Source organism: Halobaculum gomorrense (assembly GCF_900129775.1).
Classification (GTDB): Archaea; Halobacteriota; Halobacteria; order Halobacteriales; family Haloferacaceae; genus Halobaculum; species Halobaculum gomorrense.
In genome coordinates, this window is the sequence record NZ_FQWV01000015.1 from 1 (window position 1) to 21,220 (window position 21,220).

Annotated in this window: 21 protein-coding genes; 9 read left to right on the plus strand and 12 right to left on the minus strand. The window is 70.4% G+C overall.

Annotated elements, in window-relative coordinates; translation table 11 throughout:
- The first annotated feature begins 579 nt into the window (after nt 1-579).
- Complete coding sequence (locus BUE16_RS15770; protein WP_073311517.1) at nt 580-948, plus strand: hypothetical protein; 369 nt, start codon at nt 580-582, stop codon at nt 946-948.
- 4 nt (nt 949-952) lie between these two features.
- Here BUE16_RS15770 and BUE16_RS15775 read toward each other — a convergent pair whose 3' ends face one another.
- From BUE16_RS15775 to BUE16_RS15785, 3 genes are all read right to left on the minus strand, one after another.
- Nucleotides 953-1,147 (minus strand): cold-shock protein, encoded by a 195-nt coding sequence (locus tag BUE16_RS15775; RefSeq protein ID WP_073311520.1) that lies wholly within the window; start codon nt 1,145-1,147, stop codon nt 953-955.
- Nucleotides 1,148-1,455: 308 nt separating this feature from the next.
- Nucleotides 1,456-2,964: a zinc ribbon domain-containing protein gene (locus BUE16_RS15780; RefSeq protein ID WP_234972430.1), complete on the minus strand. Its 1,509-nt coding sequence runs from the start codon at nt 2,962-2,964 to the stop codon at nt 1,456-1,458.
- Complete coding sequence (locus BUE16_RS15785) at nt 2,961-4,133, minus strand: thiolase C-terminal domain-containing protein (protein WP_073311523.1); 1,173 nt, start codon at nt 4,131-4,133, stop codon at nt 2,961-2,963. The genes BUE16_RS15780 and BUE16_RS15785 overlap by 4 nt, the downstream gene beginning before the upstream one ends.
- Before the next feature lie 237 nt (nt 4,134-4,370).
- Here BUE16_RS15785 and BUE16_RS15790 point away from each other — a divergent pair, with 237 nt between their 5' ends.
- The 3 genes from BUE16_RS15790 (at nt 4,371) to BUE16_RS15800 (ending at nt 8,035) form a co-directional block, all read left to right on the plus strand.
- The gene (locus BUE16_RS15790; RefSeq protein ID WP_200778463.1) at nt 4,371-6,398 is read left to right on the plus strand and encodes a DUF7282 domain-containing protein; all 2,028 of its coding nucleotides are present in this window, start codon (nt 4,371-4,373) and stop codon (nt 6,396-6,398) included.
- Between the two features lie 236 nt (nt 6,399-6,634).
- Nucleotides 6,635-7,663, plus strand: coding sequence for a transcription initiation factor IIB (locus BUE16_RS15795; RefSeq protein ID WP_073311529.1), 1,029 nt, complete (start codon nt 6,635-6,637; stop codon nt 7,661-7,663).
- 192 nt (nt 7,664-7,855) lie between these two features.
- A complete protein-coding gene (locus BUE16_RS15800; protein WP_073311532.1) occupies nt 7,856-8,035 on the plus strand; it encodes a DUF7836 family putative zinc-binding protein in 180 nt (59 codons plus the stop codon).
- A gap of 39 nt (nt 8,036-8,074) precedes the next feature.
- Here BUE16_RS15800 and BUE16_RS15805 read toward each other — a convergent pair whose 3' ends face one another.
- The gene (locus BUE16_RS15805; RefSeq protein WP_073311535.1) at nt 8,075-8,479 is read right to left on the minus strand and encodes a translation initiation factor IF-2 subunit beta; all 405 of its coding nucleotides are present in this window, start codon (nt 8,477-8,479) and stop codon (nt 8,075-8,077) included.
- 288 nt (nt 8,480-8,767) lie between these two features.
- On the opposite strand from BUE16_RS15805, the gene BUE16_RS15810 reads away from it, so the two are divergent.
- A complete protein-coding gene (locus tag BUE16_RS15810) occupies nt 8,768-9,004 on the plus strand; it encodes a UPF0058 family protein (RefSeq protein WP_073311538.1) in 237 nt (78 codons plus the stop codon).
- A gap of 109 nt (nt 9,005-9,113) precedes the next feature.
- On the opposite strand, the gene BUE16_RS17290 is transcribed toward BUE16_RS15810, so the two are convergent.
- Nucleotides 9,114-9,647: a DUF555 domain-containing protein gene (locus BUE16_RS17290; protein ID WP_073311583.1), complete on the minus strand. Its 534-nt coding sequence runs from the start codon at nt 9,645-9,647 to the stop codon at nt 9,114-9,116.
- Nucleotides 9,648-9,737: 90 nt separating this feature from the next.
- On the opposite strand from BUE16_RS17290, the gene BUE16_RS15820 reads away from it, so the two are divergent.
- A complete protein-coding gene (locus BUE16_RS15820; RefSeq protein ID WP_073311539.1) occupies nt 9,738-10,667 on the plus strand; it encodes a sulfide-dependent adenosine diphosphate thiazole synthase in 930 nt (309 codons plus the stop codon).
- An 8-nt stretch (nt 10,668-10,675) separates the two neighbouring features.
- On the opposite strand, the gene BUE16_RS15825 is transcribed toward BUE16_RS15820, so the two are convergent.
- The 3 genes from BUE16_RS15825 to BUE16_RS15835 all read right to left on the minus strand — a co-directional run bounded on the left by BUE16_RS15825 (nt 10,676) and on the right by BUE16_RS15835 (nt 14,262).
- Nucleotides 10,676-11,587 (minus strand): DNA-3-methyladenine glycosylase family protein, encoded by a 912-nt coding sequence (locus BUE16_RS15825; protein ID WP_073311541.1) that lies wholly within the window; start codon nt 11,585-11,587, stop codon nt 10,676-10,678.
- Nucleotides 11,588-11,619: 32 nt separating this feature from the next.
- Nucleotides 11,620-13,224, minus strand: a complete 1,605-nt coding sequence (locus BUE16_RS15830) for an APC family permease (RefSeq protein ID WP_073311542.1) — start codon at nt 13,222-13,224, stop codon at nt 11,620-11,622.
- 75 nt (nt 13,225-13,299) lie between these two features.
- Nucleotides 13,300-14,262 carry a mechanosensitive ion channel family protein gene (locus BUE16_RS15835; RefSeq protein WP_073311544.1) on the minus strand — a complete coding sequence of 321 codons (963 nt, stop codon included), beginning with the start codon at nt 14,260-14,262 and terminating at the stop codon, nt 13,300-13,302.
- A gap of 145 nt (nt 14,263-14,407) precedes the next feature.
- Here BUE16_RS15835 and BUE16_RS15840 point away from each other — a divergent pair, with 145 nt between their 5' ends.
- From BUE16_RS15840 to BUE16_RS15850, 3 genes are all read left to right on the plus strand, one after another.
- Nucleotides 14,408-15,691 (plus strand): OFA family MFS transporter, encoded by a 1,284-nt coding sequence (locus tag BUE16_RS15840; RefSeq protein ID WP_073311545.1) that lies wholly within the window; start codon nt 14,408-14,410, stop codon nt 15,689-15,691.
- Nucleotides 15,692-15,877: 186 nt separating this feature from the next.
- Nucleotides 15,878-16,129: a hypothetical protein gene (locus tag BUE16_RS15845; protein ID WP_073311547.1), complete on the plus strand. Its 252-nt coding sequence runs from the start codon at nt 15,878-15,880 to the stop codon at nt 16,127-16,129.
- A 114-nt stretch (nt 16,130-16,243) separates the two neighbouring features.
- Complete coding sequence (locus BUE16_RS15850) at nt 16,244-17,242, plus strand: ornithine cyclodeaminase family protein (protein WP_073311549.1); 999 nt, start codon at nt 16,244-16,246, stop codon at nt 17,240-17,242.
- 56 nt (nt 17,243-17,298) lie between these two features.
- Here BUE16_RS15850 and BUE16_RS15855 read toward each other — a convergent pair whose 3' ends face one another.
- From BUE16_RS15855 to BUE16_RS15870, 4 genes are all read right to left on the minus strand, one after another.
- On the minus strand, nt 17,299-18,618 hold the full coding sequence (locus BUE16_RS15855) for an MFS transporter (protein WP_073311552.1): 1,320 nt from the start codon (nt 18,616-18,618) through the stop codon (nt 17,299-17,301).
- 98 nt (nt 18,619-18,716) lie between these two features.
- Entirely contained in the window at nt 18,717-19,268 is a 552-nt protein-coding gene (locus tag BUE16_RS15860; protein ID WP_073311554.1) for a GNAT family N-acetyltransferase, read from the minus strand.
- Nucleotides 19,269-19,270: 2 nt separating this feature from the next.
- Entirely contained in the window at nt 19,271-20,338 is a 1,068-nt protein-coding gene (locus BUE16_RS15865; RefSeq protein WP_073311555.1) for an mRNA surveillance protein pelota, read from the minus strand.
- Nucleotides 20,339-20,426: 88 nt separating this feature from the next.
- Complete coding sequence (locus BUE16_RS15870) at nt 20,427-21,197, minus strand: DUF4013 domain-containing protein (RefSeq protein ID WP_073311557.1); 771 nt, start codon at nt 21,195-21,197, stop codon at nt 20,427-20,429.
- Nucleotides 21,198-21,220 lie beyond the last annotated feature (23 nt).

The window sequence follows — 21,220 nt, forward strand, 5'->3', positions numbered from 1 at the left end:
GAAGCAGTCGCTACCTCCGTTGAGGCGGGCGATTTCGAGCATAGATCACTCAAAGATCGTTCCGCCTCACTCTTCATCCTTATCTGAACACCGCCGGAGCGTGGAATATCCAGCCGTGCAATCGAACGGTGGATTGCATAGGAGTTGTCGGATTCATCCCCGCCCTGAAGATCGGGGCTTTCTCCTCGTACTTTCGTAAGTGCCCGCGTCAGGCCCGCGTCCGGCCCGTGTCGCCACCGCGGTTCGGCCGCGTCGTGCCTGCGGTTCGAACGCGTCGCGACCGCGGTTCGAACGCGTCGACCGCCCGGTTTCGTTCTCGATTCCAGCCGGCACCGGCAGCGCCTCCAGCGGCCGCGCCGCGACCGACGGCTCGCCGACCCAGGAGCCGTTGCAAGTACCACGGGCACCGCGCCGTGATAACATTTAACAATATCTCCGTCCAACTGGCAATCGATGGTCAAACGGTCATTCGTCTGTCGAGCGTGCGAAACGAGCGTCAGCCCCCTCTCCTACCGGGCGACGTGTCCGGACTGCTCGGGTCCACTCGAACGGATCACGTATGCGGGGACGTAGGTTCGCGTGCCCGGGTCCGACGACTCCGGCCCCTCGGTTATTCGCCAGCTCTCGGTGACCACCGACGACATCCTCGCCGCGCTCGAAGCCCGAGACCGCGGGCGCCGCAAGGCGGTGCTCCGGATCACGCCGCCGTTCTCGGGCCGGATGCGCGCGCGGCTCCACGTCGCGGGCGCCGAAGGCGCGTACGACGGCGGCGCCGACGCCGAACCGATCCACGTCGAACCGCGGGCGTTCCTCCCGGACGACTTCCCGCGGTTCCCGGGAACCGGCCCACAGCGCTGGTGCTCGGCGGTGCGCGACTCGCTGCAAGAACGGGTCGAACTGAGTGGCTCCGACGGACCGCTAACGGTCCGGGTTCGATACCTCGACTAGCCCCCTACAGCCGCTGGAGGTTCGTAGCTCTCGGGCCCTTCTCGGCCTCCTCGATGTCGAACTCGACTTCCTGTCCCTCTTCGAGGTCCGGGCCGCCGACATCTTCCATGTGGAAGAAGACGTCCTCGTCCGCGTCCTCGCTCTCGATGAATCCGTACCCGCCGGTGTCGTTGAAGAATGCGACCGTGCCTTTCGCCATTCGCGTGTACCTCGTCCGACAATAAAGAGATTCTAGTATGTATATCTGTGGGTCGACGTACCACGACACTCCCCGTGTGGTGTCGATCGGAGGGCTCCGATGGGTTGCGATTCAGTCGAACCCAGCCGTAACGCTGATAACCAAGAACGATACTAGTGAAAACTGCCTGCGGACGGCCGTCCCGTCGTGTGCCTCTCTCATCCCCCCCAGGTACGACGTGGCCCCCGTGGGCACTTTTCACACCGACTCGAAGCCGAACGCCGAATTCACGCTCCCCACCGACCCCCGTTCTCGGAGGGGGCCGCTCGCTATCTGTCCCCGTCCTCGGCCGCGGGGAGCGCCTTCCGTCCGTAGCGGATCACGCCCTCCTGCACGTATATCCGCCTGAACACGGCTCGAACGAGGTCGCCGGAGGCGACGCTGTCCGGGTCGGCGTCGGCGACCTGCATCGGGGCGCTCACGCGCGCTCCTTCGCGCTCGAACCGGACGATGGCGACCGCGTAGTCGCCGCCGCGTTCGGCCTGTCGCGCGAACTCCGGCGGCGCCCCGCCCGGCGACACGCCGGTGACGGTCTCGACGACGCCCGCCGGCGGGAGTCGAACCGACTCGTAGTCGACGAGCGCGCGGCAGTCCGGACACGCGCCTTCCGGTGGAAACACGAGCGCGTCGCACGCCGGGCACCGACCGGCACGGAGGCGATACCGCGCAGGGATCGACCGTCGCCACGTCGGTGCGCTGACGGCCGCGCCGCCGCCCGCGGGCGGGTCGTCGCTCGCGATCTCACCGCGGCGTCGGAGCGCGGCCGTGTACGAGAGCTCTCGAGCGTCGCCGACGCCGTCTCCGACCTGGCCCTCGACTGGCGCGACTCCGTCGACGAGGAGCGCGTCCGCGCCAGCGCCGCTTCCCCACCCGACGACGAGCGTCCGGGCTACGCCGTCGTGAAGCGCCGCCGCGAGCCCGAGAAGCGGGGCGGCAGCCCCAACGTCGCCGAGCGCGTTCACGGGCGTCGAGACCGCCTCGGGCGCGATCCCGATCGCTCGCGCCGCATGCGCCGGGAGGTCCCCGTCGGGAGCCGTCACCGCGAGCGCGGCGGCCGACGCAGGATCGAATGCGTCAGCGTCGTCCCCGAGCACGCCGACGGCGGCGACGATCGGGCGCGTGAACGCCGTCCGGTCGTAAGCGGTGACGCCCAGCCTCTCGACCCCCCCGTCGTCGCCGCCCGCGCGTCGAAAGCGGGTCCCGGGGTAGTCGGCCGAGACCTCCGCGTCGCCGACGAGTGCCGCGCCGGTGCCGGATACCGGACCCAACACGACCGCGACCGCGCCCGCGCCCGCGCCGTGCCCCTCTGCGGAGTTCGGCGGCGCCCGCGGCGCGTCAGCGGCGACGACCAGCGCGGGGAACGCGCTCGCGTCGCGCGCGGCCCGCAGCGCGCGCGTCCCCGCCCGCGTGCTCCTCCCGGCGTAGTGGGTTCGTGCGTCCGCGGGCGCGCCGAGCGCGGCGCCGAGTCGGGGAAGTAGGTCCTCCTCGGCGAGCGGAGGGGTGGTCGTCCCGAACGCGAGTCCAGCCAGGTCGGTCGCGTCGATCCCGGCGGCCGCGAGCGCGCGCTCGGCGGCGGCGACGCCCATCGTGAGCACGTCCTCGTCGGGCGCGGGAACGGCGACGGCGTCGATCCCGCGGGCCCGCGAGCGGCCCCACGCCTCGACGACCGCCTCGCGGGGGAGCCGGGCGGCCGGCGCGTACGTCCCAGCGCCGAGGATCCGCGCGTCGGCGTCGTTGCGATCGTCGGCGTGCCCCGGCCCCGGTTCGGGGGCACTCACGCGCCGGTCACCCCCTCGGCCTCGAACACGTGCACGACGGCCGCGCCGCCGGAGCCGCCGACGCTGTGCGCCAGCCCGCGCTCGGGGTCGTCGAGCTGGCGCTCGCCCGCGCGGCCGGTCAGTTGGTCGAAGGCCTCGACGGCCTGCCCGGCGCCCGTCGCGCCGATCGGATGGCCCTTCGCCTTGAGGCCGCCGGAGGTGTTGATCGGGAGGTCGCCGTCGAGCGCCGTCGCTCCGTCGAGCGCGAGGTCGGCCGCCTCCCCCCGACCGCAGACGCCGAGGTCCTCGTAGGCGAGCAGTTCGGCGATCGCGAAGCAGTCGTGCACCTCCGCGAAGTCGAGGTCGGTCCGAGGGTCGGCGACGCCCGCGCGGTCGTACGCCGCCGCCGCCGCCGACTCGCTGGCGGGGATCGCCGTGTAGGTGTCGCGCTGGAACAGGCCCACGCGGTCGGAGGCGGCGCCGACGCCGGCGACTCTGACCCGGTCGTCGAACGACGTGGCGACCGACTCGCTGGCGACGAACGCGGCGGCGGCGCCGTCGCTCGTCGGGCAGCAGTGGTACAGCGTGAGCGGGTCTGCGACCACGTCGGCCGTCTCGGCGTCTTCGACGGAGCACTCGAAGCCGAGGTGGGCCTTCGGGTTGCGCGCGCCGTTCGCGTGGTTCTTCGCGGCGACCGCCGAGAGCGCGCGCCGCGGGGCGTCGTACTCGCGGAGGTACGCGTCGGCCATCTGGGCGTACACGCCGGCGAAGGTGGTGCCGGCCATGCGCTCCCACTCCGTCTCGCCGGAGACGCCGAGCCAGTACTTCGTCGCGTCGGCGGAGGCGTCGGTCATGACCTCGACGCCGCCCGCGAGCACGAGGTCGGCCATCCCGGACTCGACGGCCATCACGGCCTGCCGGAGCGCGTAGCCGGAGGCGGCACACGCGTTCTCGACGCGGGTGCAGGGGACGCCGTGGAGGCCGACGTGTTCGGTGACGGCGGGGCCGGCGAGCCCGATCTGGCGGCCGCCGACGCCGAGGGTGCCGACGAACGCCTCGTCGACCTCGTCTGGGTCGAGATCCGCGGGCGCGGCCGCCTCGTACGCCTCGCGAAAGAGGGTCCGGTACGTCTCCTCGGGGGAGGAGCCGAACGCCGACTGGCCCGCGCCCACGATGTACGCGTCGCTCATAGCGGAGACGGGTCCGGGGAGCGTGGTAAGTGTTGCCGCTCGGGGCCCGACGCCGTCAGCCGGCGTGACGCGAGACACCTCGGCGCGCCCGATCGGTTCGGCAGGACCCCGCCCATCCGACGTGCGGAAACCGCCGCACGTGGGACGGACTCCGGACGAATTTTGGACTCAGTTCGGAAAATTTCCTTTAGCTGACTCCGAGTCGACTGGGGTGTGCAGAGACCAGCAACACTCCTGATGGTCGCGGTCCTCGTGACCGCCGGCTTCGCCGGCGTCTCGACGGCCGCGGTCCCATCGGGGCAGATCGCAAAGCAGGAAGCCAGCGCGTCCGTCACATTCACCGCCCAGACGTCCGGCGGCACCACGATGGTCGTCGACGAGGTGACGCTTCCCGAGGGCGGGTTCGTCACCATCCACGACGCCTCGCTCACCGAGGGCGACGCCCTCGGCAGCGTCGTGGGCACCTCCGGGTACCTGGCGGCCGGTACGCACCAGAACGTGGAAATCACCCTCTTAGCCCCCGTCGAGTCGGGCACGTTCGTCGCGATGCCCCACAGGGACACCGACGGCGACCGAGCGTACGACTTCGTCACCACCGGCGGGCAGGCCGACGGTCCCTACACCGCCGACGGCGGCGCAGTGATCCAGTCTGCGAACGTCACCGTCTCCGCGACGGTGTCGATGAACGACCAGCCGACCGGTGGGGAGTACGTGGTCGTCGACCGCGTCGAGCTGTCCCAGCCCGGCTACGTCACGATTCACGACTCCAGCCTGCTGGACTCGGCGACGTTCGAGTCGATCCGGGGCACGAGCGATCTGCTCTCGGCGGGCGTCCACGAGGACGTGCGCATCCAGCTGGACGAGCCGCTCCAGAACGACGACACGCTGATCCCGATGGCGCACATGGAGACAAACGGAAACGGCGCATACGACTTCGAGAGCTCCGGAGGCCAGGCAGACGGCCCGTTCGTGACCGAACAGGGTGAAGCGGTCATTGACCAGGCGTCCGTCGAGCTCGCCTCGACGGCGACCGCGAACATCACGGCGACCGCGACCGGCGGCAACGCCGTCACCGTCGAGTCCGTGTTTCTGCCCGAGGGCGGGTTCGTCACCGTCCACGACGGTTCGCTCGTCTCCGACGGCGACGCGTTCGGGTCGGTCCGCGGCACGAGCGAGTACCTCGCGCCCGGATACCACACGAACGTCCGCGTCATGCTCGACGGCGAGTTCAACGGCTCGACCGCAACGCTCGTCGCGATGCCCCACAAGGACACTGACGACGACCAAGAGTACGACTTCGTCACCTCCGAGGGCCAAGACGACGGGCCGTACACGAACGACAACGGCGCGGTCACCGACGCAACCGAGGCGGCCGTCTCCGCGACCGCGAGCCTCGACACCCAGCGGTCGGACGGGAAGACCGTCGTCGTCGAGTCGGTCGACCTGTCGGAGGGCGGCTTCGTCACCCTCCACGACTCGACGCTGTTCAACGGCGACGCCCTCGCCAGCGTCGTCGGCACCTCCGAGTACCTCGAAGCAGGGTATCATGAGAACGTCGAGGTGACCCTCTCCACCCACGTCGTCCAGCCCGAGACCCTCGTCGCGATGCCCCACAGAGACACCAACGACAACCGAATGTACGACTTCGTCGAGCAGGAGGGCGGCGCCGACGGCCCGTACACCGTCGACGGCAGCGCGGTCGTCGACGCCGGCAAGGTCCAGGTGCCGGCCTACGTCGAGTTCGCCGACCAAGACAGCGAGGGAGACTCCCTGACCGTCGACCGCGTCGTCCTGCAGGACGGCGGCTTCGTCACCGTCCACGACTCGACGCTGTTCAACGGCGACGCCCTCGGCTCCGTCCGGGGCACGAGCGAGTACCTCGGGCCGGGGTCCCACGAGACCATCGCGGTCAGTCTCGACAGCGGCGTCGAGGCCGACGGGACGTTCATCGCGATGCCCCACAGGGATACCAACGCCAACCGAATGTACGACTTCGTCGAGCAGGAGGGCGCCGCCGACGGGCCGTACGTCTCCTCGCAGGGCGCCATCGTGGCCGCGGCGAACGTGACGTACACCGGCGAGTCGATGGCGACCTCGACGCCGATGGACACCGAGAACGACGCGACGACTGAGACGGCGATGCAGACCGAGTCGGCGGGCGACGGCGAGAGCGAATCCACGGAGACGTCCGGTCCCGGCTTCGGCGCCGTCCTCGCGGTTCTCGCGCTCGTGGCCGCCGCGGCGCTCGCGACCCGGCGGAGCTAATCCGCGGGCCGTCACCGAACCGCGATCGACTACCGAACGATTTATATTGTAACGATCGTTCGGACTCTCCGAACCGAATACCTCCGAAAAGCCCGTTTTTTGGGGTTTCAGGCCCATGTACGACCCCAGCACGTCCGAGAAAGATTTATATTGTATCGGCGCTTAACTACTGGTAAGGACGACGAACGCTGGAGTCATTTTCACCCTCCACAACGGCGTCGGTCCGGGAGCACACAATGAGCGAGTCAGAAACCACCATCAGCAGGTACACGCAGCGAGCGAAGGAGTCGAAGGAACGATCCGACGAGCGTACCGAACAACAGGAGTCGGTCCGCGTCTGCCCCGAGTGCGGTGGCAGCGTCGTCGCCGACGAAGAGCACGGCGAGACGGTCTGCACCGACTGCGGGCTCGTCCTCGAGGAGGACGCGATCGACCGCGGGCCCGAGTGGCGGTCGTTCAACAGCGATAGCGAGAGCAAATCGCGGGTGGGTGCCCCGACGACGAAAATGATGCACGACAAGGGGCTGTCGACCAACATCGGGTGGCAGAACAAGGACGCCTACGGAAAGACGCTCTCGACGGAGCGCCGCCAGCAGATGCAGCGGCTGCGCACCTGGCACGAGCGCTTCCGCACGCGCGACTCCAAGGAGCGCAACCTCAAGCAGGCGCTCGGCGAGATCGACCGCATGGCCAGCGCCCTCGGCCTCCCTGAGAACGTCCGTGAGACCGCCTCGGTCATCTACCGCCGCGCGCTCTCGGAGGATCTGCTCCCCGGTCGCTCCATCGAGGGCGTCGCCTCGGCGAGCCTGTACGCGGCCGCCCGGCAGGCGAACACTCCGCGGTCGCTCGACGAGCTGACCGCCGTGTCGCGCGTCGACCGAATGGAGCTCACGCGGACGTACCGCTACGTCGTCCGCGAGCTGAAGCTGGAGGTCGCGCCGGCCGACCCAGCCCAGTACCTCGCGCGGTTCGCGTCGGAGCTCGACCTCTCCGACGAGGGCGAGTGGCGCGCCCGCGGTCTGCTGGAGACGGCACAGCAGGCGGGCGTCACCAGCGGGAAGTCGCCGGTGGGGCTCGCGGCCGCGGCCGTCTACGCCGCCGCCCTGCTGACCAACGAAGCGCTGACGCAAAGCGAAGTGAGCGAGGTGGCCGGTGTGAGTGAAGTGACCATCCGCAACCGCTACAAGGAGTTGCTCGACGCGGCAGAGAACGCCGATGGTGCTCCCGGCACCGGCGGCCCGGGGCGCGACCGCGCCAACGCCTAATCCCGCCGCTCCCGTCGACATCCGGTCCCCGATTTTCCGAGAGCCACGTTCGAGTGCCCTGTGAGCCCTTCGCTCAGTGACCGGCCAGTCTCGCGACTTCGGCCGGCCGAGGCACGACCGTCCGGCACTCGACAGCGGGCGGGCGAACTCGCCCGCAAGCCTTTATACGTCGGCCGAGCAACCGGTCCGCGTATGGTGGAAGCCTTCGTTCGACTGCTGTGCCCCGAGTGTTCCAAAGATTGGGAGGAGGCACCCACTGACCTCCCGGGTCACCGGGAGAACTTCTCGTGTCCCGAGTGTCACGCGACGCGGCGGCTCGCGGAGTTCATGCGAACTGAGCGCGACCTCGACGCCCTGAAACAGTTCGAGTGACCGCGGCGCCGACGCCGCGGTCGACGAGCCGACGGCGGGCTACTCGCCGAGGCTGGTGATGGCGCCGCAGGCGTCGCACTTGAGCACGTCCGCGCCGCCCTGCTCGACGATACGTGTGTCCGGGAGCCCGCACTCCGAGCAGATGACGTATCCCTCGGTGTACCCCTCGACGGCGTCGGCGACGCGCCGCTGTTTGAACTCGCCGGTGAGCCGCGCGCGCCCGGACTCGTCGATGCGCGCGGCCGTCCCGAGTTCGTCCTGCAGGAACTTCAACAGCGCCGACTCCTCGCGGTTGAGCGTGTCGACCAGCTCCTGGAAGTTCTCGACGATGGTGACGTTCCCCTCCGGGCGCACAACCGGGTCGGGAACGGTAAAGCGCGACCCGCGCTCGTCGATGTCGGGCGTCTCCTCGATCGCGCGGTTTAGCATCTCGTCGTACTCCATACGCGACAGTAGGCGCGCCGTGAGTCAAAAAACGTTCGTGGCCGGGCAACACCGGTTCGGCGAAACCGCTCGCCGCGCTCGCGGCGGGACCGGTGGCGGTGCGACCGCGACCGCGCGAGACGGACGGAGGTGCCAAATACGCGTGTTTCCCGCCTCTTCTCGTGAAACAAAGCGGACGATCGCTCCGGGATCTGCGCTGCTTGCTCGATCCGGGTAAATGCATTGAGGACCGTGCTAACGAGCCTCAAGATAAGTCTTTAACCCTTGGGTCGCTACCCAATTTCGTTCATGAAGAAGCAGGAGCTCATTCACCTGCACGGCCTTCTCAGCGAGGTACGCAGCGAGTACGAAGAGTGGGGTACAGAACTCGACCTGACCGAGTACAAAGATCTCGGTGTCAAGCCGACATCGATTCACCGATCGAAGACCGACCACAAAGCGGCTGTGTTTAAGCTGGCATCCGGAATCACGTCGTCCGCCGAAGAGACGACCGAAGCCGAGCCCGTCGCGCCGCGCGCCGACTGAACGCAGACACTTACTCCCCACGCCGACCGATCGACGCTCCAGCGACGGCACCGTCGAACCCGCAAAGCGCACCCACCGAACCGCCCGCGAGCGACTCGGCGAACACGGCTCAGCGTTCGTCCTCGACCATCTCCTCGAACTCTGGGAGGAGATCACCACCGACGGCCGTTTCGTCGGCCCGTCCTCCGTCGCTTCGGCGGTCTCCGGTCGCATCGTCCGCGCCGTCAGCTTCGTCCGCGCCGTCAGCTTCGTCCGCATCGCTGCGGTCAGTCCGTTCGGATTCCGCGGTGTCGTTCTCGTCACCGTCGCTTTCCAGCGGGTCGACGCTGAGCAGCTTCAGCGGGATATTGTGGAGTCGCTGACCGATCTCTTTGCGGGCGATGCGGGCGGCGTGCTCTTCGCGTTCGACGTTGAACACGGACATCTCCAGTTCCAGCGCGACGAGCGCCTCGTCGGCGGCGACGAACGCCGGCGGTAGCTCCTCACCGTCCGGCGACGTGCGACTCCCCATCGCGATCTCGACGTAGTTGAGGTCGGGGTTGAGCATCTCCCCCGTCTTCGAGATCGCGATACGGACCGCCTCGTCGGTCGTCTCGACGTCGTACACCGGCACCGCGGCCTCGACGACGACCCTACAGTCCATGATAGATCGTACCACGAGCGTCGGCATGAAACTTCGGCCGCCGCCGTGGTGAGAAACGATTAATAGCTAGTGGTATTACTAGGTGTTCGCATGAAGTTCGACGGCTTCACCGAGGCGGACGAGGCGAAGGTAACCCGTGCCATCGCGGACTCGTGGCACGGCGAGTTCATGGACGGGACGGAGACGGACGTGATCGTCGTCGGCGGCGGTCCCTCGGGGCTCACCGCCGCGACGGAGCTGGCCGAGCGCGGCGTCGACGTGACCGTGGTCGAGAAGAACAACTACCTCGGGGGCGGCTTCTGGCTCGGCGGCTTCCTGATGAACACGCTGACCGTGCGGGAGCCGGCACACCACATGCTCGACGAGCTCGGTGTTCCCTACGAAGAGTCCGAGGAGACGCCGGGGCTCCACGTCGCGTCTGCGCCGCACTGCTCGTCGGCGTTGATCGAGGCGGCGTGTTCGGCCGGCGCGCGGATCCAGAACATGACGGAGTTCACGGACGTGGTCGTGCGAGAGAACCACCGCGTCGCCGGCGTCGTGATGAACTGGACGCCGGTCCACTCCCTCCCGCGGGAGCTGACCTGCGTCGACCCCGTCGCCGTCGAGTCCGATCTCGTGATCGACGCGACGGGCCACGAGGCGGTCGTGATCTCGAAGCTCCACGAGCGGGGGGTGATCGACGCGCCCGGCATCGCGCACGCCGCGGACAACGAGACGGGGATGGACACGACCGCCGACGGCGAGTACGGCGCGCCCGGGCACGACTCGCCCGGCCACGACTCGATGTGGGTCAACGACAGCGAAGACAGGGTGGTCGAGGAGACCGGTGTCCTCCACGACGGCCTGATCGCGACGGGACTGGCGACGGCGACGGCCCACGGCCTCACCCGGATGGGGCCGACGTTCGGCGCGATGCTCGTCTCCGGCAAGCGCGCCGCTGAGGTCGCGCTCGACGAACTCGGCGTCGATGCCCCGGCGGTCGAGCTGGGCGGCTCGGCGCCCGCGCCCGCCGACGACTGAGCGGGCGGCTACTCCCCGCCGGCGCGCAGGTAGTAGAACACGTACGTCTGGGCGTACCCCGCGTACTCGCCCCCGAAGCGATCGCGGATAGCCCGGCTCGTCTCGGCGTAGCCGCCGGCGTCGCACTCGGGGTAGTAGTCCGCGATCGCCGTCTGAATCCACGTGTCGAGCGGAACCGCCTCCAGGAACTCCAGCGAGAACAGCAGGACGCAGTCGGCGACCTTGTCGCCGACGCCGACGAACCGCGTCAGGTACTCGCGGGCGTCCTCGTACGCCATCCCGCGGACCGCCGCCGGATCGGCCTCCCCGTCGGCGACCATCTCGGCGGTCCGCTGCACGTACGGCGCGCGGTAGCCCAGCGAGAGGTCGCGCAGTTCGGCTTCGGTGCGAGCGGCCAACTGCTCGGGCGTCGGGAACGCGTGGTACGTCCGGCCGTCGAAGTCGACGGAGTCGCCGAACCGCTCAGCCATCGCCAGCTGCATCCCGTGGATCCGGCTGACGCGCATCTGCGCCGAGCAGATGAACGAGATCAGACAGCCGAACGGCGGGTCGCGAACGAGCCGCATCCCGCGGTACTCGTCGTACGCGCGTTCGAGTAGCGGGAGGTCCGGCGTGGCTTCGAGAATGGCGTCCAAGTCGTCGTCCAACCGGAGCAGGTGGGTGAGGATCGGAACGGCGTCGGTGGTCGACTCCCACTCCAGTCGGTCGTCGACCTGGCGGACCCGAACGACGGCGCGCTCGTCGCTCACGCCCGCGAGCGGCGGGACGACCGTCTCGTACCAGTGTTCGCCGCCGTGGGCGGACATCGTCTCGTACATGTTCCCGTCGGCGCGGTCCCAGAGGTACGTCTGCCCGCTCTCGACAGTCGACTGGAGGTCGAACGGTCCGACCGAGTCGAGGGGGATGGCCCCGGTCTCCATTGCAGGAGTCACGGGCGCCACGGGGTTGCGGGTTACGGTTCGATCGCGGGATCGGCGTCGCGTCCGGCGTCGTCGGCGTCGTCAGTGCTGTTGGCACTGTCGCCGTCGGATGCGGGGTCGCCGTTGAGCGGCGGGAGGTCGGCGCCGACCGTCTCGCGATAGTCCCGGAGCACGACGTAGAGGCCGGCGCCGAGCAACTCCCACGCGAGCAGCGCGGGGATGTGTCCGCCGAGCGGGGTCGACACCAGCTCGAACTCGAACACCGCGAGCGCCACGCGGTGAAGCGTCAGCCCGAGCGTCGACGCCGGGTCGCCGGCGAGGGCGATCCCCAGCAGCGAGGCGGCGACCGCCACCGCGGCGACGAGGATACCCCGACCGAGCGGTCCGGACGGTCGAACCGAACACGCGGTCCACAGCTCCGGTCGGCGCGACGGCATCGCAAGCGCCGTGAGCGCGACCGCGAGATACGACAGTGCCAGCCCGGGGACGGCGACGTACAGCGTCGGCGCGACCAGATCCGCGACGGCGAGCGCCGCGGCGACGCCGTACACCGCGACGAGCGGTACCGCCGGCGGCTCGCTCGGACCGCGCGCCAGCGGCGGGAACAGCTCCGAGAGCCCCGCGAGCGTCCCCGCCGCAGGGACGCCCAGGGCGACGACAGCTGCGAGGCCGGCGACGACGGAGACGATCGCCGTCAACGCGACCGGATCGACCGGCAGGTACGCCGCCAGCGCGTCGGCGGCGGGGATGTCGGCGAGGTTCAGTCTGATCCAATCGACGACGCCCAGTGCGACGAACGCGGTCAGTGCGAGCGTGACAGCCGCGACGGTTGCGGCCACCGCCGGCGCGATGCCGCTGTTCGGCGTGGCCCGACCGGACGCGTCCGATCGAGCGTCAACGGAGACGGCAGACGCGGCGGCCTCGACCCCAAGGAACGCGAACAGCGCGGCGCCAACGCCGCCGACGAGGCTCGCGATCGGCGCCCGTCGCAACCCTGGTGTCGGGTACAGCGGGTCGAAGTTGCCCGGAACGAACTCGCCGACGCCGGGGAGAAACGCGGCCAGCAGCATCGCGCCGACGGCGAGCACCACCGCCCACGCGGTCGTCGCGGCCGCGGTCGCCGCGCGTCGCGGACCGAGCAGGTGAAGTCCCAGCGCCCCCGCGCAGACGGCGACCGCGACGCCGTCGGCCACCAGCGGCGAGAGCGATCCAACGCCGAGCACGGCCGCGAGCCCCGTCTGGGCCCCGAGCCTCCCCGTGACGTACGCGCCGGCACTCGCCGGGAGCGGGGCGAGTCGACCGAGCCACTCGGCGAGCAGCGCGAGCAGCGCGACGTACCCCGCCAGCGCCGGCCACGCCGCGAGCGCGCCGAGCGCGCGCGACTCCCACACCCGAGAGACCGACCCGTACACCGGACCACGACCGCCGAACGGGCCCGAGGCGACGACCGCGAACGCGACGGCGAGGCAGACCGCGCCGCCTCCCGCGAGAAGATACGACAGCGGCGCCTGCGGGCCCGCTCCCTGCGCGACCCCGCCGGGGACGTACAGCAGACCGCCGCCGAGCACCGCTGCGAGACCGACGCCGGCCGGCCGGGCCGTCCGGCGAACCGTCCGGAGGAGTCGCCCCGTGTCCATGCCGAGCGTGTGTGACGGAGTAGCAAAAATCCGCTGGCGGGTGCGCATCCTTGGCTCACGCGAGCGGGTCCGCCTTCACCGGTTGCGGCCGACCGGGAACCCCACGCGGTCGGGCGCGTCGTTGAACGCGGCGAGCACGCGCTCGTAGAGGTCGTTTCGGACGCGAGTGGCGCGGCGGTGGTGGACGAGGTAGCGCAGCCGCAGCTCCACCCACGACTCTTGTTGAACGATGTTCACCGAGGGTCGCTCGGACACCTCCAGTTCGACGGCCGTCTCGGCGAGGCGGCCGCGGTAGCGCTCCACGGCGTCGGCCATCTCGTCGCCGAGGTAGTCGTCGGCGACGGCGGTCATGCGCTCGCGGGCGAACACCAGATCTGTCTCGTAGGCCACCTGTATCGTCAGTTCGTTCCAGACGTAGGGGAATCCGACGCCCGCGAAGTTCACCACCTCCGAGGAGAGCACCTGACTGTTGGGGACGGTGACGACGCGACCCGAGGGCTGGTTCGAGGAGACGAGCGGACCGTTTATTTCCCACAGCGTCGTGACGAGGAAGTCAACCGCGATCACGTCGCCGTTCATCTCGCCCATCTGGACGCGGTCGCCGACCGCGTACGGCCGCTTGAGCATGACGTAGAACCACCCGACCAGCGAGAGCAGCGGCTGCTGGAGCGCGAACGTGACGGCGAACCCGACCACGCCGAGCGATACCAGCACGCCGACCCACCGGTCGGTGACTACCCCGAGCACGCCGACGAGCGCGAGCGCGCCGAACGCCAGTCGAAGGACGTTGCGGAGGTCGTGCGCCCGACGCTTCGTCGCCCGTCGGATCGCGAACCCGTACACCACGAAGTACGCCCCGTTGGCGGCGAACAGGACCGCCGCGGCCAGCAGCGCGGTCGCCGCCGCCTCGTCTGGGACCGCCGCACTCAGACCCGGCACGTCGAGGTCCGCCAGCGGCGTCGTCGCCCGAACGAGCGCGGCCGCGAGCGCAGACGCGAGCGCCGCACCGAGCGAGGCGTAGCCGATCGAACGTCGCACGGGCGGACGTGCCGGGGCGGGGTCAAAAACCGTTGGCATCCGAGCGGCCGGTCGACGGGCGACCGCCGATCAGCGCGTCGTCGTCTCTTCACCGAGTCGAACCGGAGAACGCAACGTTGAATCGCTGGGCTCCGAAGCGACGTGCATGAAAAGCGAGAGCGCCGTAGATCACGCGGCGCGCGCCAGGGAGGAGTTGGGGTTCTCGCGGTGGTGGCAGGTCGTCGCCGCCGCGGTGATGATGGCGCTGGTCAGCCCGTACCAGTACGTCTACTCGTCGATCCAGTCACCGGTCGCGCAGGGGCTCGGCGTCTCGCCGGAGGCGATCGGCTTGGTGTTCACGCTGTTCGTGATCTTCCAGGCCGGGTCGCAGACGCCGATCGGGTGGATCCGCGACCGGCACGGACCGCGAGAACTGACGCTGGTGGCCGGCGTGCTCGCGGGCGGCGGCTACCTCGGCCTCGCGTACGCGACGGCGGTGTGGCACGTATACCTGCTGTACTCGGTCGGCGCCGTCGGCGTCGGGATCGTCTACACCGTCGCCGTCAACACGGCGCTGAAGTGGTTCCCCGACCGGCGCGGGCTCACCACCGGGGTCGGGACGATGGCGTTCGCCGGCGGATCGGCGATCGTCGTCCCGTACGTCCGGGCGAACGCGACCGCCGCGGGCTACTCGCAGGTGCTCCGGAACCTCGGGCTCGTCATCGGGGCGGGGATCCTCGTCGGCGCGCTCGTGTTGCGCGACCCGCCGAGCGACTGGCTGGACGACCGGCCCGCCGCCGACGGCGGCGACGAGGCCGCAGGGAGCGAGTCGGAGGCCGACGCCGACGCCGCGCAGTCGACGCACCGACGCCAGTTCACGTGGCGCGAGATGCTGGGCACCTGGCAGTTCTGGGTGATGTACGCGATGTTCGTCGGGGTGTCGGCGGCGGGGCTGATGCTCACCGCGCAGATCGTCGCGTTCGCCGACGCGCTCGACCTGACTCCGCTGACCGCGACCGCCTCCGCGACCGTCCTCCCGGTCGCAGGCGGGATCGGTCGACTGGTCGTCGGCGACCTCTCGGACCGGGTCGACCGCGAGCGGGCGATGGCGGCCTCGTTCGTGCTGTGCGGGCTCGGCGTCCTCGGCGTCGTCCACTTCGCCCGACAGGGCGCCTCGGTGCCGTTCCTCGCGGCGGTCGTCGTCGCGACGTTCTTCTGGTCGCCCCAGTACACCCTGTTCCCGAGCGTCGTCGGCGACTACTACGGTCGGGAGCACTCCTCGGCGAACTACGCGCTGCTGTACTCCGGGAAGATGTGGGGCGGCGTCTTCGGCGGCGCGGTCGTCGGCTGGCTCGTCGGCGTCGCCTCGTGGTCGACCGCGTTCGCCGTCGGCGGCGCGCTCGCGCTCGGCGCCGGCGTCGCAGCGCTCGCGCTCTCATCGCCGCGGTGATACGAACCGGCGGTGTCCGGACCGGGTCGAACGGAGACCGTGTTTTCGCCGATTGTACCAGGCAGAGCGGCTGAGGGGCAGATCTGCGTTCATAAGTTATGAAAACTATTTCTGTCGCCACTGCGTTGCCGATAGCGGAGGTATGGGAAACACCTATATGACCCCAGTTCATAGTTATAATTGAGTATGACTGGCTACCATGACTACGTCCTCGGCCTCATCCCCGTCGCGCTGCTCGGAATCACGTTCGCGCTCGAGGGCCTGGGCTGGTCGATGCAGGTGGCCGTCCCCATCGGCGGCGCGGTCGCCGCCGGGCTCGTGGGTCACGCCATGTTCGTGCGCGGCCCGGTCTCGGACGCAGTGGTCCCCGACTCGCCGGCCCGGCCCACCGGTCCGGACGCCGGCGGCAGTCCCGGCGCCCCCCAGAACGCCGACTGAACCGACCCGCACCGCGTTCGAACCGTCTCGCTGACCGCTTTTGGCTGTCGCTCCCGCGTCCGTTCGCCGTCGCTGCCGACCACGCTTTTCACCACCGCGGCCCAATCGCCGCGCATGACGGAGACGCTGTTCCTGACGAGCGAGGAGGTCGCTGGGCTCGCCGAGCCCGCCGAGTACGTCGCGGCGGTCCGCGACGCCTACCGCCAGATCGGTGAGGGCGCCCCCGCGGAGCCGCGAACGAAGCTCGTGAACGAGGAGCCGCCGGGCTTTCTCACCACCTACGCGGCGGTCCTCCCGGAGACGGGCGCGGTGGGCGGATACACCTACTCCGCCGGGTTCGGCGAGCGCGACGCGTGGTTCATGACCCCGCTGTTCGACGCGGAGTCCGGCGAGCCGCTGGCGCTGCTCGACGGCGCGTCGATGAACCCGTTCAAGACCGGGGCGGCTGGCGCCGTCGGCGTCGACGCGCTCGCGCGCGAGGACGCCCGCTCCGTCGCGGTGATCGGCTCCGGCGCGCAGGCGCGGGGCCAGCTCACGGCGACGGCGACGGTCCGCGAGGTGGAGACGGTGTGGGTGTACTCGCCGACGAAGGAGCACCGCGAGTCGTTCGCGGGCGACATGAACCAGGCGCTCGACGCGTCGGTCGCCGCCGTCGCGAGCGCGGCCGCCGCCGTCGAGGACGCCGACGTGGTGATCACCGCGACGAACGCCTCGGAGCCGGTGTTCGACGGCGCCGACCTCGAACCGGGAGCCCACGTCACCGCGATGGGGCAGTACGACCCGAGCAAGCGCGAGCTCGACCACGAGACGATCGAGCGCGCGACATACGTCCCGGACCTGCGCGCTCGCGCGCTGCACGACGCCGGGTCGTTCCTCTCGGCGCTGGATGCGGGAGTCGTCGACGAGGACCACGTCCACGCCGAGTTGGGCGAGGTCGTCGCCGGCGTCGAGCCAGGCCGCACGAGCGCCGACGAGGTCACCGTCTTCGACTCCGGGGGCACGGGGATCGAGACGGTCGCGGCCGCGCACCTGCTGTACGAGAAGGCCGTCGACGCCGGGCTCGGCGAACCGATCGAGTTCGCGCCGGCGAGCGAGGCGCTGACCGGCGAGTAAGACGAACCCAGCGCCGACGCGCGAGCGCCGCGGTGTTCTGCCGTCCGTGACGGCCGTCAGTCGCCGCCGGAGGTCAAGGCCGTCCTCGGGTCCTCCGACAGCCGGGTCTCGCGCCGCCGCACGCGCACGTGGAGCGCGACGGCGCACGCAGTCGCGACCAGCCCGCCGAGCACGACGATCCCGAACGCGACGCGGTAGCCCGTTGCGGAGTACGCCCGCGCGCCGTCGACGACGCGCCCGGTCCAGTAGGCGTCGAGCGCCGCGCCGAGCACGGCGGGGAACACCGCGGCGCCGAGGTACGCCATCCCGTTGACCGTCCCCGTGGCGGCGCCGCTGTCCGCGGCGTGGCGCTCTTTTGCGACGGTGTAGGCGACCGACACCCCGCCGGTTATCCCCATCCCCACGAACAGCGCAAGCGCGACGACGAACAGCGGCGGGGTCACGGTGACGAACACGACGCCGTAGGCGATCACGAACGCGAGACACGAGCCGACGATCACCTCCGTCCGGCGACCGGTGCGGTCCGAGAGCGCGCCGAAGACGGGTGAGCCGACGGCGAAGCCGACGTTCGCCACCAGCACCGCCGACGCCGCCGTCGACACCGGTACGTCGTAGAGGTGGACGATGTACGGGACGCCCCACAGCCCGACGACGGTGAAGTTGATCCCGAAGATCAAAAACAGCGCCGTCCCTATCAGCCACGTGTTGAGGTCGCCGAGCACGCGCCGCGCGCCGGCGAACACCTCCCGCAGCGAGTCGGTGTCGGTGCCCGAGTCGGCCCCCTCCGGACGGTCCGCGGGGTCCGCCGGGCGGTCGCGGACGAAGCCGCCGACGGCCAGCCCCGCGAGCAGGACGCCCACGGCGGCCGCGTACAGCACCGCGCGCCAGCCGGCGGCCTCGGCCGCCAGCGCCAGCGGCGTCGTCGCCAGCACGCCGCCGATCCCGGCGGCGGCGATGGTGAACCCCGTCATCGTCGCGAACTCCTCCGGGGCGTACCAGTTGGCGCAAAAGCGCAGGACGGTGACGTAGATGGACGCCCCGCTCAGCCCCGCCAAAAAGCGCGCGGCGAAGGCCACCGCAAAGGAGTCGGCCGCGGCGAACCCCGCGACGCCGACGGCCATGCCGACGAGGCCGACCGAGACGACACGCCGCGGCCCGTACCGGTCGACGAGCAGGCTCGAGGGGAGCTGCGCGGCCGCGTACACGTAGAAGAATGACGAGTGAAGCAGTCCCAGCTCCGCGGCGGTCGCGTCGAAGACGGCCGCGAGATCGCCCGACAGCACCGCCGTCGAGTTCCGGAAGAAGTTGACGAAGAGGAAGCCGAACGCGAGCGTCGCCCACATCAGGTGGCGTCGATACCGGCGCGCGGTCGCCATTGTGTGCGCCTGTGTTTCACACCGCTGCTTGTACCTTCGGGCCACGGCGAACCGAGTCGGCAGGGGGAAACCCCCAGGAGCTCAGCGACCGATCGACCTCACAGCCGGCGGCGCATCCGGACGTGCTCGATGCCGTCCTCGTCGAAGGCGCCGACCGCGTCGTCGACGGCGTAGCCCAACCGCTCGTAGAAGCCAGCCGCGTGGGTCTGCGCGTGGAGCACCGCCTCCGGGAGGCCGCGCTCGCGGGCGCGGGACTCGACGGCACGCATCGCGCGCGCGCCCCAGCCCCCTCCCCGGCGGTGGCGGTCGACGGCGACCCGCTCGACCTTCGCGAGGCGGTCGGTCCCCGGCGCGAGGGCGCCGTACTCGCCGGCGTCGACCGCGCGGAGCCGGGCGACCGCGACGGCGTCCCCGTCGCGGTCCCGCACGAGGACGTGGTCGACGGCCGAGTCCAGCGGCTCCTCGTCGTGTTCGTCGAGTTCCAGTCCCTCGGGCACGCCCTGCTCGTCGACGAACACCGCCATCCGGAGGTCGACGGCGGCGTCCCAGTCGGCCGGCGTCGCGACGAGCGTCGCCCTCCAGTCGGCGTCGCCCGGGGCGAAATCGGCGCCGGCTGGGGTGTCGTCGGGAAGAGCGTCGTGCTCCGTCATCGTTACTGGAGCCGGTACCGCAGGAGTGCGGCGACGCCGCCGAGGTTCCGGAGCTGCTGGCCCGGCGCGAACTCCGAGGAGAACACGACCACGTCGCCGCCCTTCTGCTCGGCGGTCTCGACGAGGTCGTTCACGTCGACATCCCAGTCTCCCTCACCCTGTCGCTCGGCCCGCAGGCGGTCATCGACGATGAGCAGCGTCTCGATCGCGCCGAACTCGGCGGCCTCCATCGTCTCGTTCACGCCGTAAGTCGCCTTGGCTCCCTCGGCGATGCGCTCGGTGAGTTCGTCGATCAGCTCCGCCTCCCGAGCGATGCGCGTCTCGCGTTGCACCTCGTCGACGGCGCCGCGCTTGAGCACTTCGTGGACGCCACGGTCGCCGGCGGCGGAGGTGTTCACGACGGAGATCCGGTCGCTCAGGTCGCGGTACTCCTCGTCGATGTAGTCGTTGGCGTCGTTCTTGGTGAACCCCGGCCCGGCGAGGATGACCGCCTCGGGGTTGAGGTGCGACAGCGCCGACCCCAGCTCGTCGAACAGCTCGTCGCGGGGGCGGGCGTACTCTCCCTTCCCGGTCGGCTTGGTGAAGCTGGCGTACTCCTCGGTGCCGTACTGCTGGACGGTGTGGATGTACGCCGCGCCCTCCTCGACGGTCGCGATCGCCACGTCGGGCGCGCCGGTGGCCTCCTCGGCCTCCTCGATGCGCTCGATCTGGTCGGGTTTGAAGCGCTTCTCGACGGTGAGCTCCGACCGCTCCTCGACGTTGATCGTGTGGTGGTGACCGATCTCGTCCTCGCGTGAACACCCGACAATGAGGCCGCCGACCCGCAGGCGGTTGGCGAAGCGGGCGAACTCCACGTCCTCGACCTCGATGGTGACGCGCATGTGCTCGCGCTCACCGCCCGTGTCCCGGAGTTGGTCGTCGTCGCGGGTGACCCGTCGGGTCGTGTCGGCCTCGACGAGGTCGCCCGGTTCGAGGACGTGCGAGAGGTGCCACAGGTCGTCGGTGGTCTCTGGGGTGACCGTCAGGCGCTCGCGCCCCTCCTCGCCGCGGCCGCGCGAGTCGATTCGCATGGCCGGTGATGCGGCGGGCGCGTACAAAGGCCCTCCGAGACGACGGGGGGACCGAGGCCACCGGCTCGCGTGTCGCGAGCACGGCGCCTCACAGGGTGTCGGTTCGTGTCGGGTCCGACGCATCCGGGTCTTCGGCAGCGTCGGCGTCCTCCGACGCATCCGGGTCTTCGGCAGCGTCGGTGTTCCCGTGCGGGCCGGGATCTTCGGCCACGGTGCCCACACCCGTCGCCTCCGCGACCCCGCGGCCGAAGCAGTAGTAGGCGACGACCTGTCCGTAGAACAGCGCGGGGATCCCGATCAGGATCAGCGCGAACGGGCTCGCAACGCTCCCGATCACGCCCGCGAGGACGACGCCGAAGAGGACGCCTACAAGATACCGGCCGGAGAGGGCGGCCTCGCGCAGCGCCTTGGCGTCGAACGCGGCACCCACCTCGCCCGCGAGCGCGAAGTTCGTCATCGCTGCCGGCAGGACGTACGCGACGGCGACTGACAGCAGCGTCGCCAACAGGAGCAGCAGAAGGCTAACGGCTCCGAACGCCGCGATCCCCGCGTCGCTGCCCGTGGCGCCCCCGACGAGGAGGGCGACAACCGCCGCGACAACCGGGACCGCGATCACGACCCCGTAGACCGCCTGCACGACGACGAGCTTCAGCCCGTCGACGAACAGCTCACCCCAGTCGGTGAACGACGGAGCGGCCCGCTCGCCGGTCGCCGCCGAGCGGAGCACCCTGAGGAGGTACCCCTGAAGGACGAACGCCGGGAGGACGAACACGCTGGCGAGGATCAGCGCCCCGCCGACGATCAGCGTGGCGACGCGGTCGTCGGTTCGAAGCGGGTACGCCAAGGCGTCCTCCAACATACTCGGTCGGTCGACAGCGCGGG

Bases quoted from the DNA above. Each gene is read 5' to 3' on its own strand.
- BUE16_RS15775 (WP_073311520.1), bottom strand. From the start codon at position 1,147: ATGGCGAAAGGCACGGTCGCATTCTTCAACGACACCGGCGGGTACGGA.
- BUE16_RS15785 (WP_073311523.1), bottom strand. From the start codon at position 4,133: ATGAGCGACGCGTACATCGTGGGCGCGGGCCAGTCGGCGTTCGGCTCC.
- BUE16_RS15790 (WP_200778463.1), top strand. From the start codon at position 4,371: ATGGTCGCGGTCCTCGTGACCGCCGGCTTCGCCGGCGTCTCGACGGCC.
- BUE16_RS15795 (WP_073311529.1), top strand. From the start codon at position 6,635: ATGAGCGAGTCAGAAACCACCATCAGCAGGTACACGCAGCGAGCGAAG.
- BUE16_RS15800 (WP_073311532.1), top strand. From the start codon at position 7,856: ATGGTGGAAGCCTTCGTTCGACTGCTGTGCCCCGAGTGTTCCAAAGAT.
- BUE16_RS15805 (WP_073311535.1), bottom strand. From the start codon at position 8,479: ATGGAGTACGACGAGATGCTAAACCGCGCGATCGAGGAGACGCCCGAC.
- BUE16_RS15810 (WP_073311538.1), top strand. From the start codon at position 8,768: ATGAAGAAGCAGGAGCTCATTCACCTGCACGGCCTTCTCAGCGAGGTA.
- BUE16_RS17290 (WP_073311583.1), bottom strand. From the start codon at position 9,647: ATGGACTGTAGGGTCGTCGTCGAGGCCGCGGTGCCGGTGTACGACGTC.
- BUE16_RS15820 (WP_073311539.1), top strand. From the start codon at position 9,738: ATGAAGTTCGACGGCTTCACCGAGGCGGACGAGGCGAAGGTAACCCGT.
- BUE16_RS15825 (WP_073311541.1), bottom strand. From the start codon at position 11,587: ATGGAGACCGGGGCCATCCCCCTCGACTCGGTCGGACCGTTCGACCTC.
- BUE16_RS15830 (WP_073311542.1), bottom strand. From the start codon at position 13,224: ATGGACACGGGGCGACTCCTCCGGACGGTTCGCCGGACGGCCCGGCCG.
- BUE16_RS15840 (WP_073311545.1), top strand. From the start codon at position 14,408: ATGAAAAGCGAGAGCGCCGTAGATCACGCGGCGCGCGCCAGGGAGGAG.
- BUE16_RS15845 (WP_073311547.1), top strand. From the start codon at position 15,878: ATGACTGGCTACCATGACTACGTCCTCGGCCTCATCCCCGTCGCGCTG.
- BUE16_RS15850 (WP_073311549.1), top strand. From the start codon at position 16,244: ATGACGGAGACGCTGTTCCTGACGAGCGAGGAGGTCGCTGGGCTCGCC.
- BUE16_RS15855 (WP_073311552.1), bottom strand. From the start codon at position 18,618: ATGGCGACCGCGCGCCGGTATCGACGCCACCTGATGTGGGCGACGCTC.
- BUE16_RS15860 (WP_073311554.1), bottom strand. From the start codon at position 19,268: ATGACGGAGCACGACGCTCTTCCCGACGACACCCCAGCCGGCGCCGAT.
- BUE16_RS15865 (WP_073311555.1), bottom strand. From the start codon at position 20,338: ATGCGAATCGACTCGCGCGGCCGCGGCGAGGAGGGGCGCGAGCGCCTG.
- BUE16_RS15870 (WP_073311557.1), bottom strand. From the start codon at position 21,197: ATGTTGGAGGACGCCTTGGCGTACCCGCTTCGAACCGACGACCGCGTC.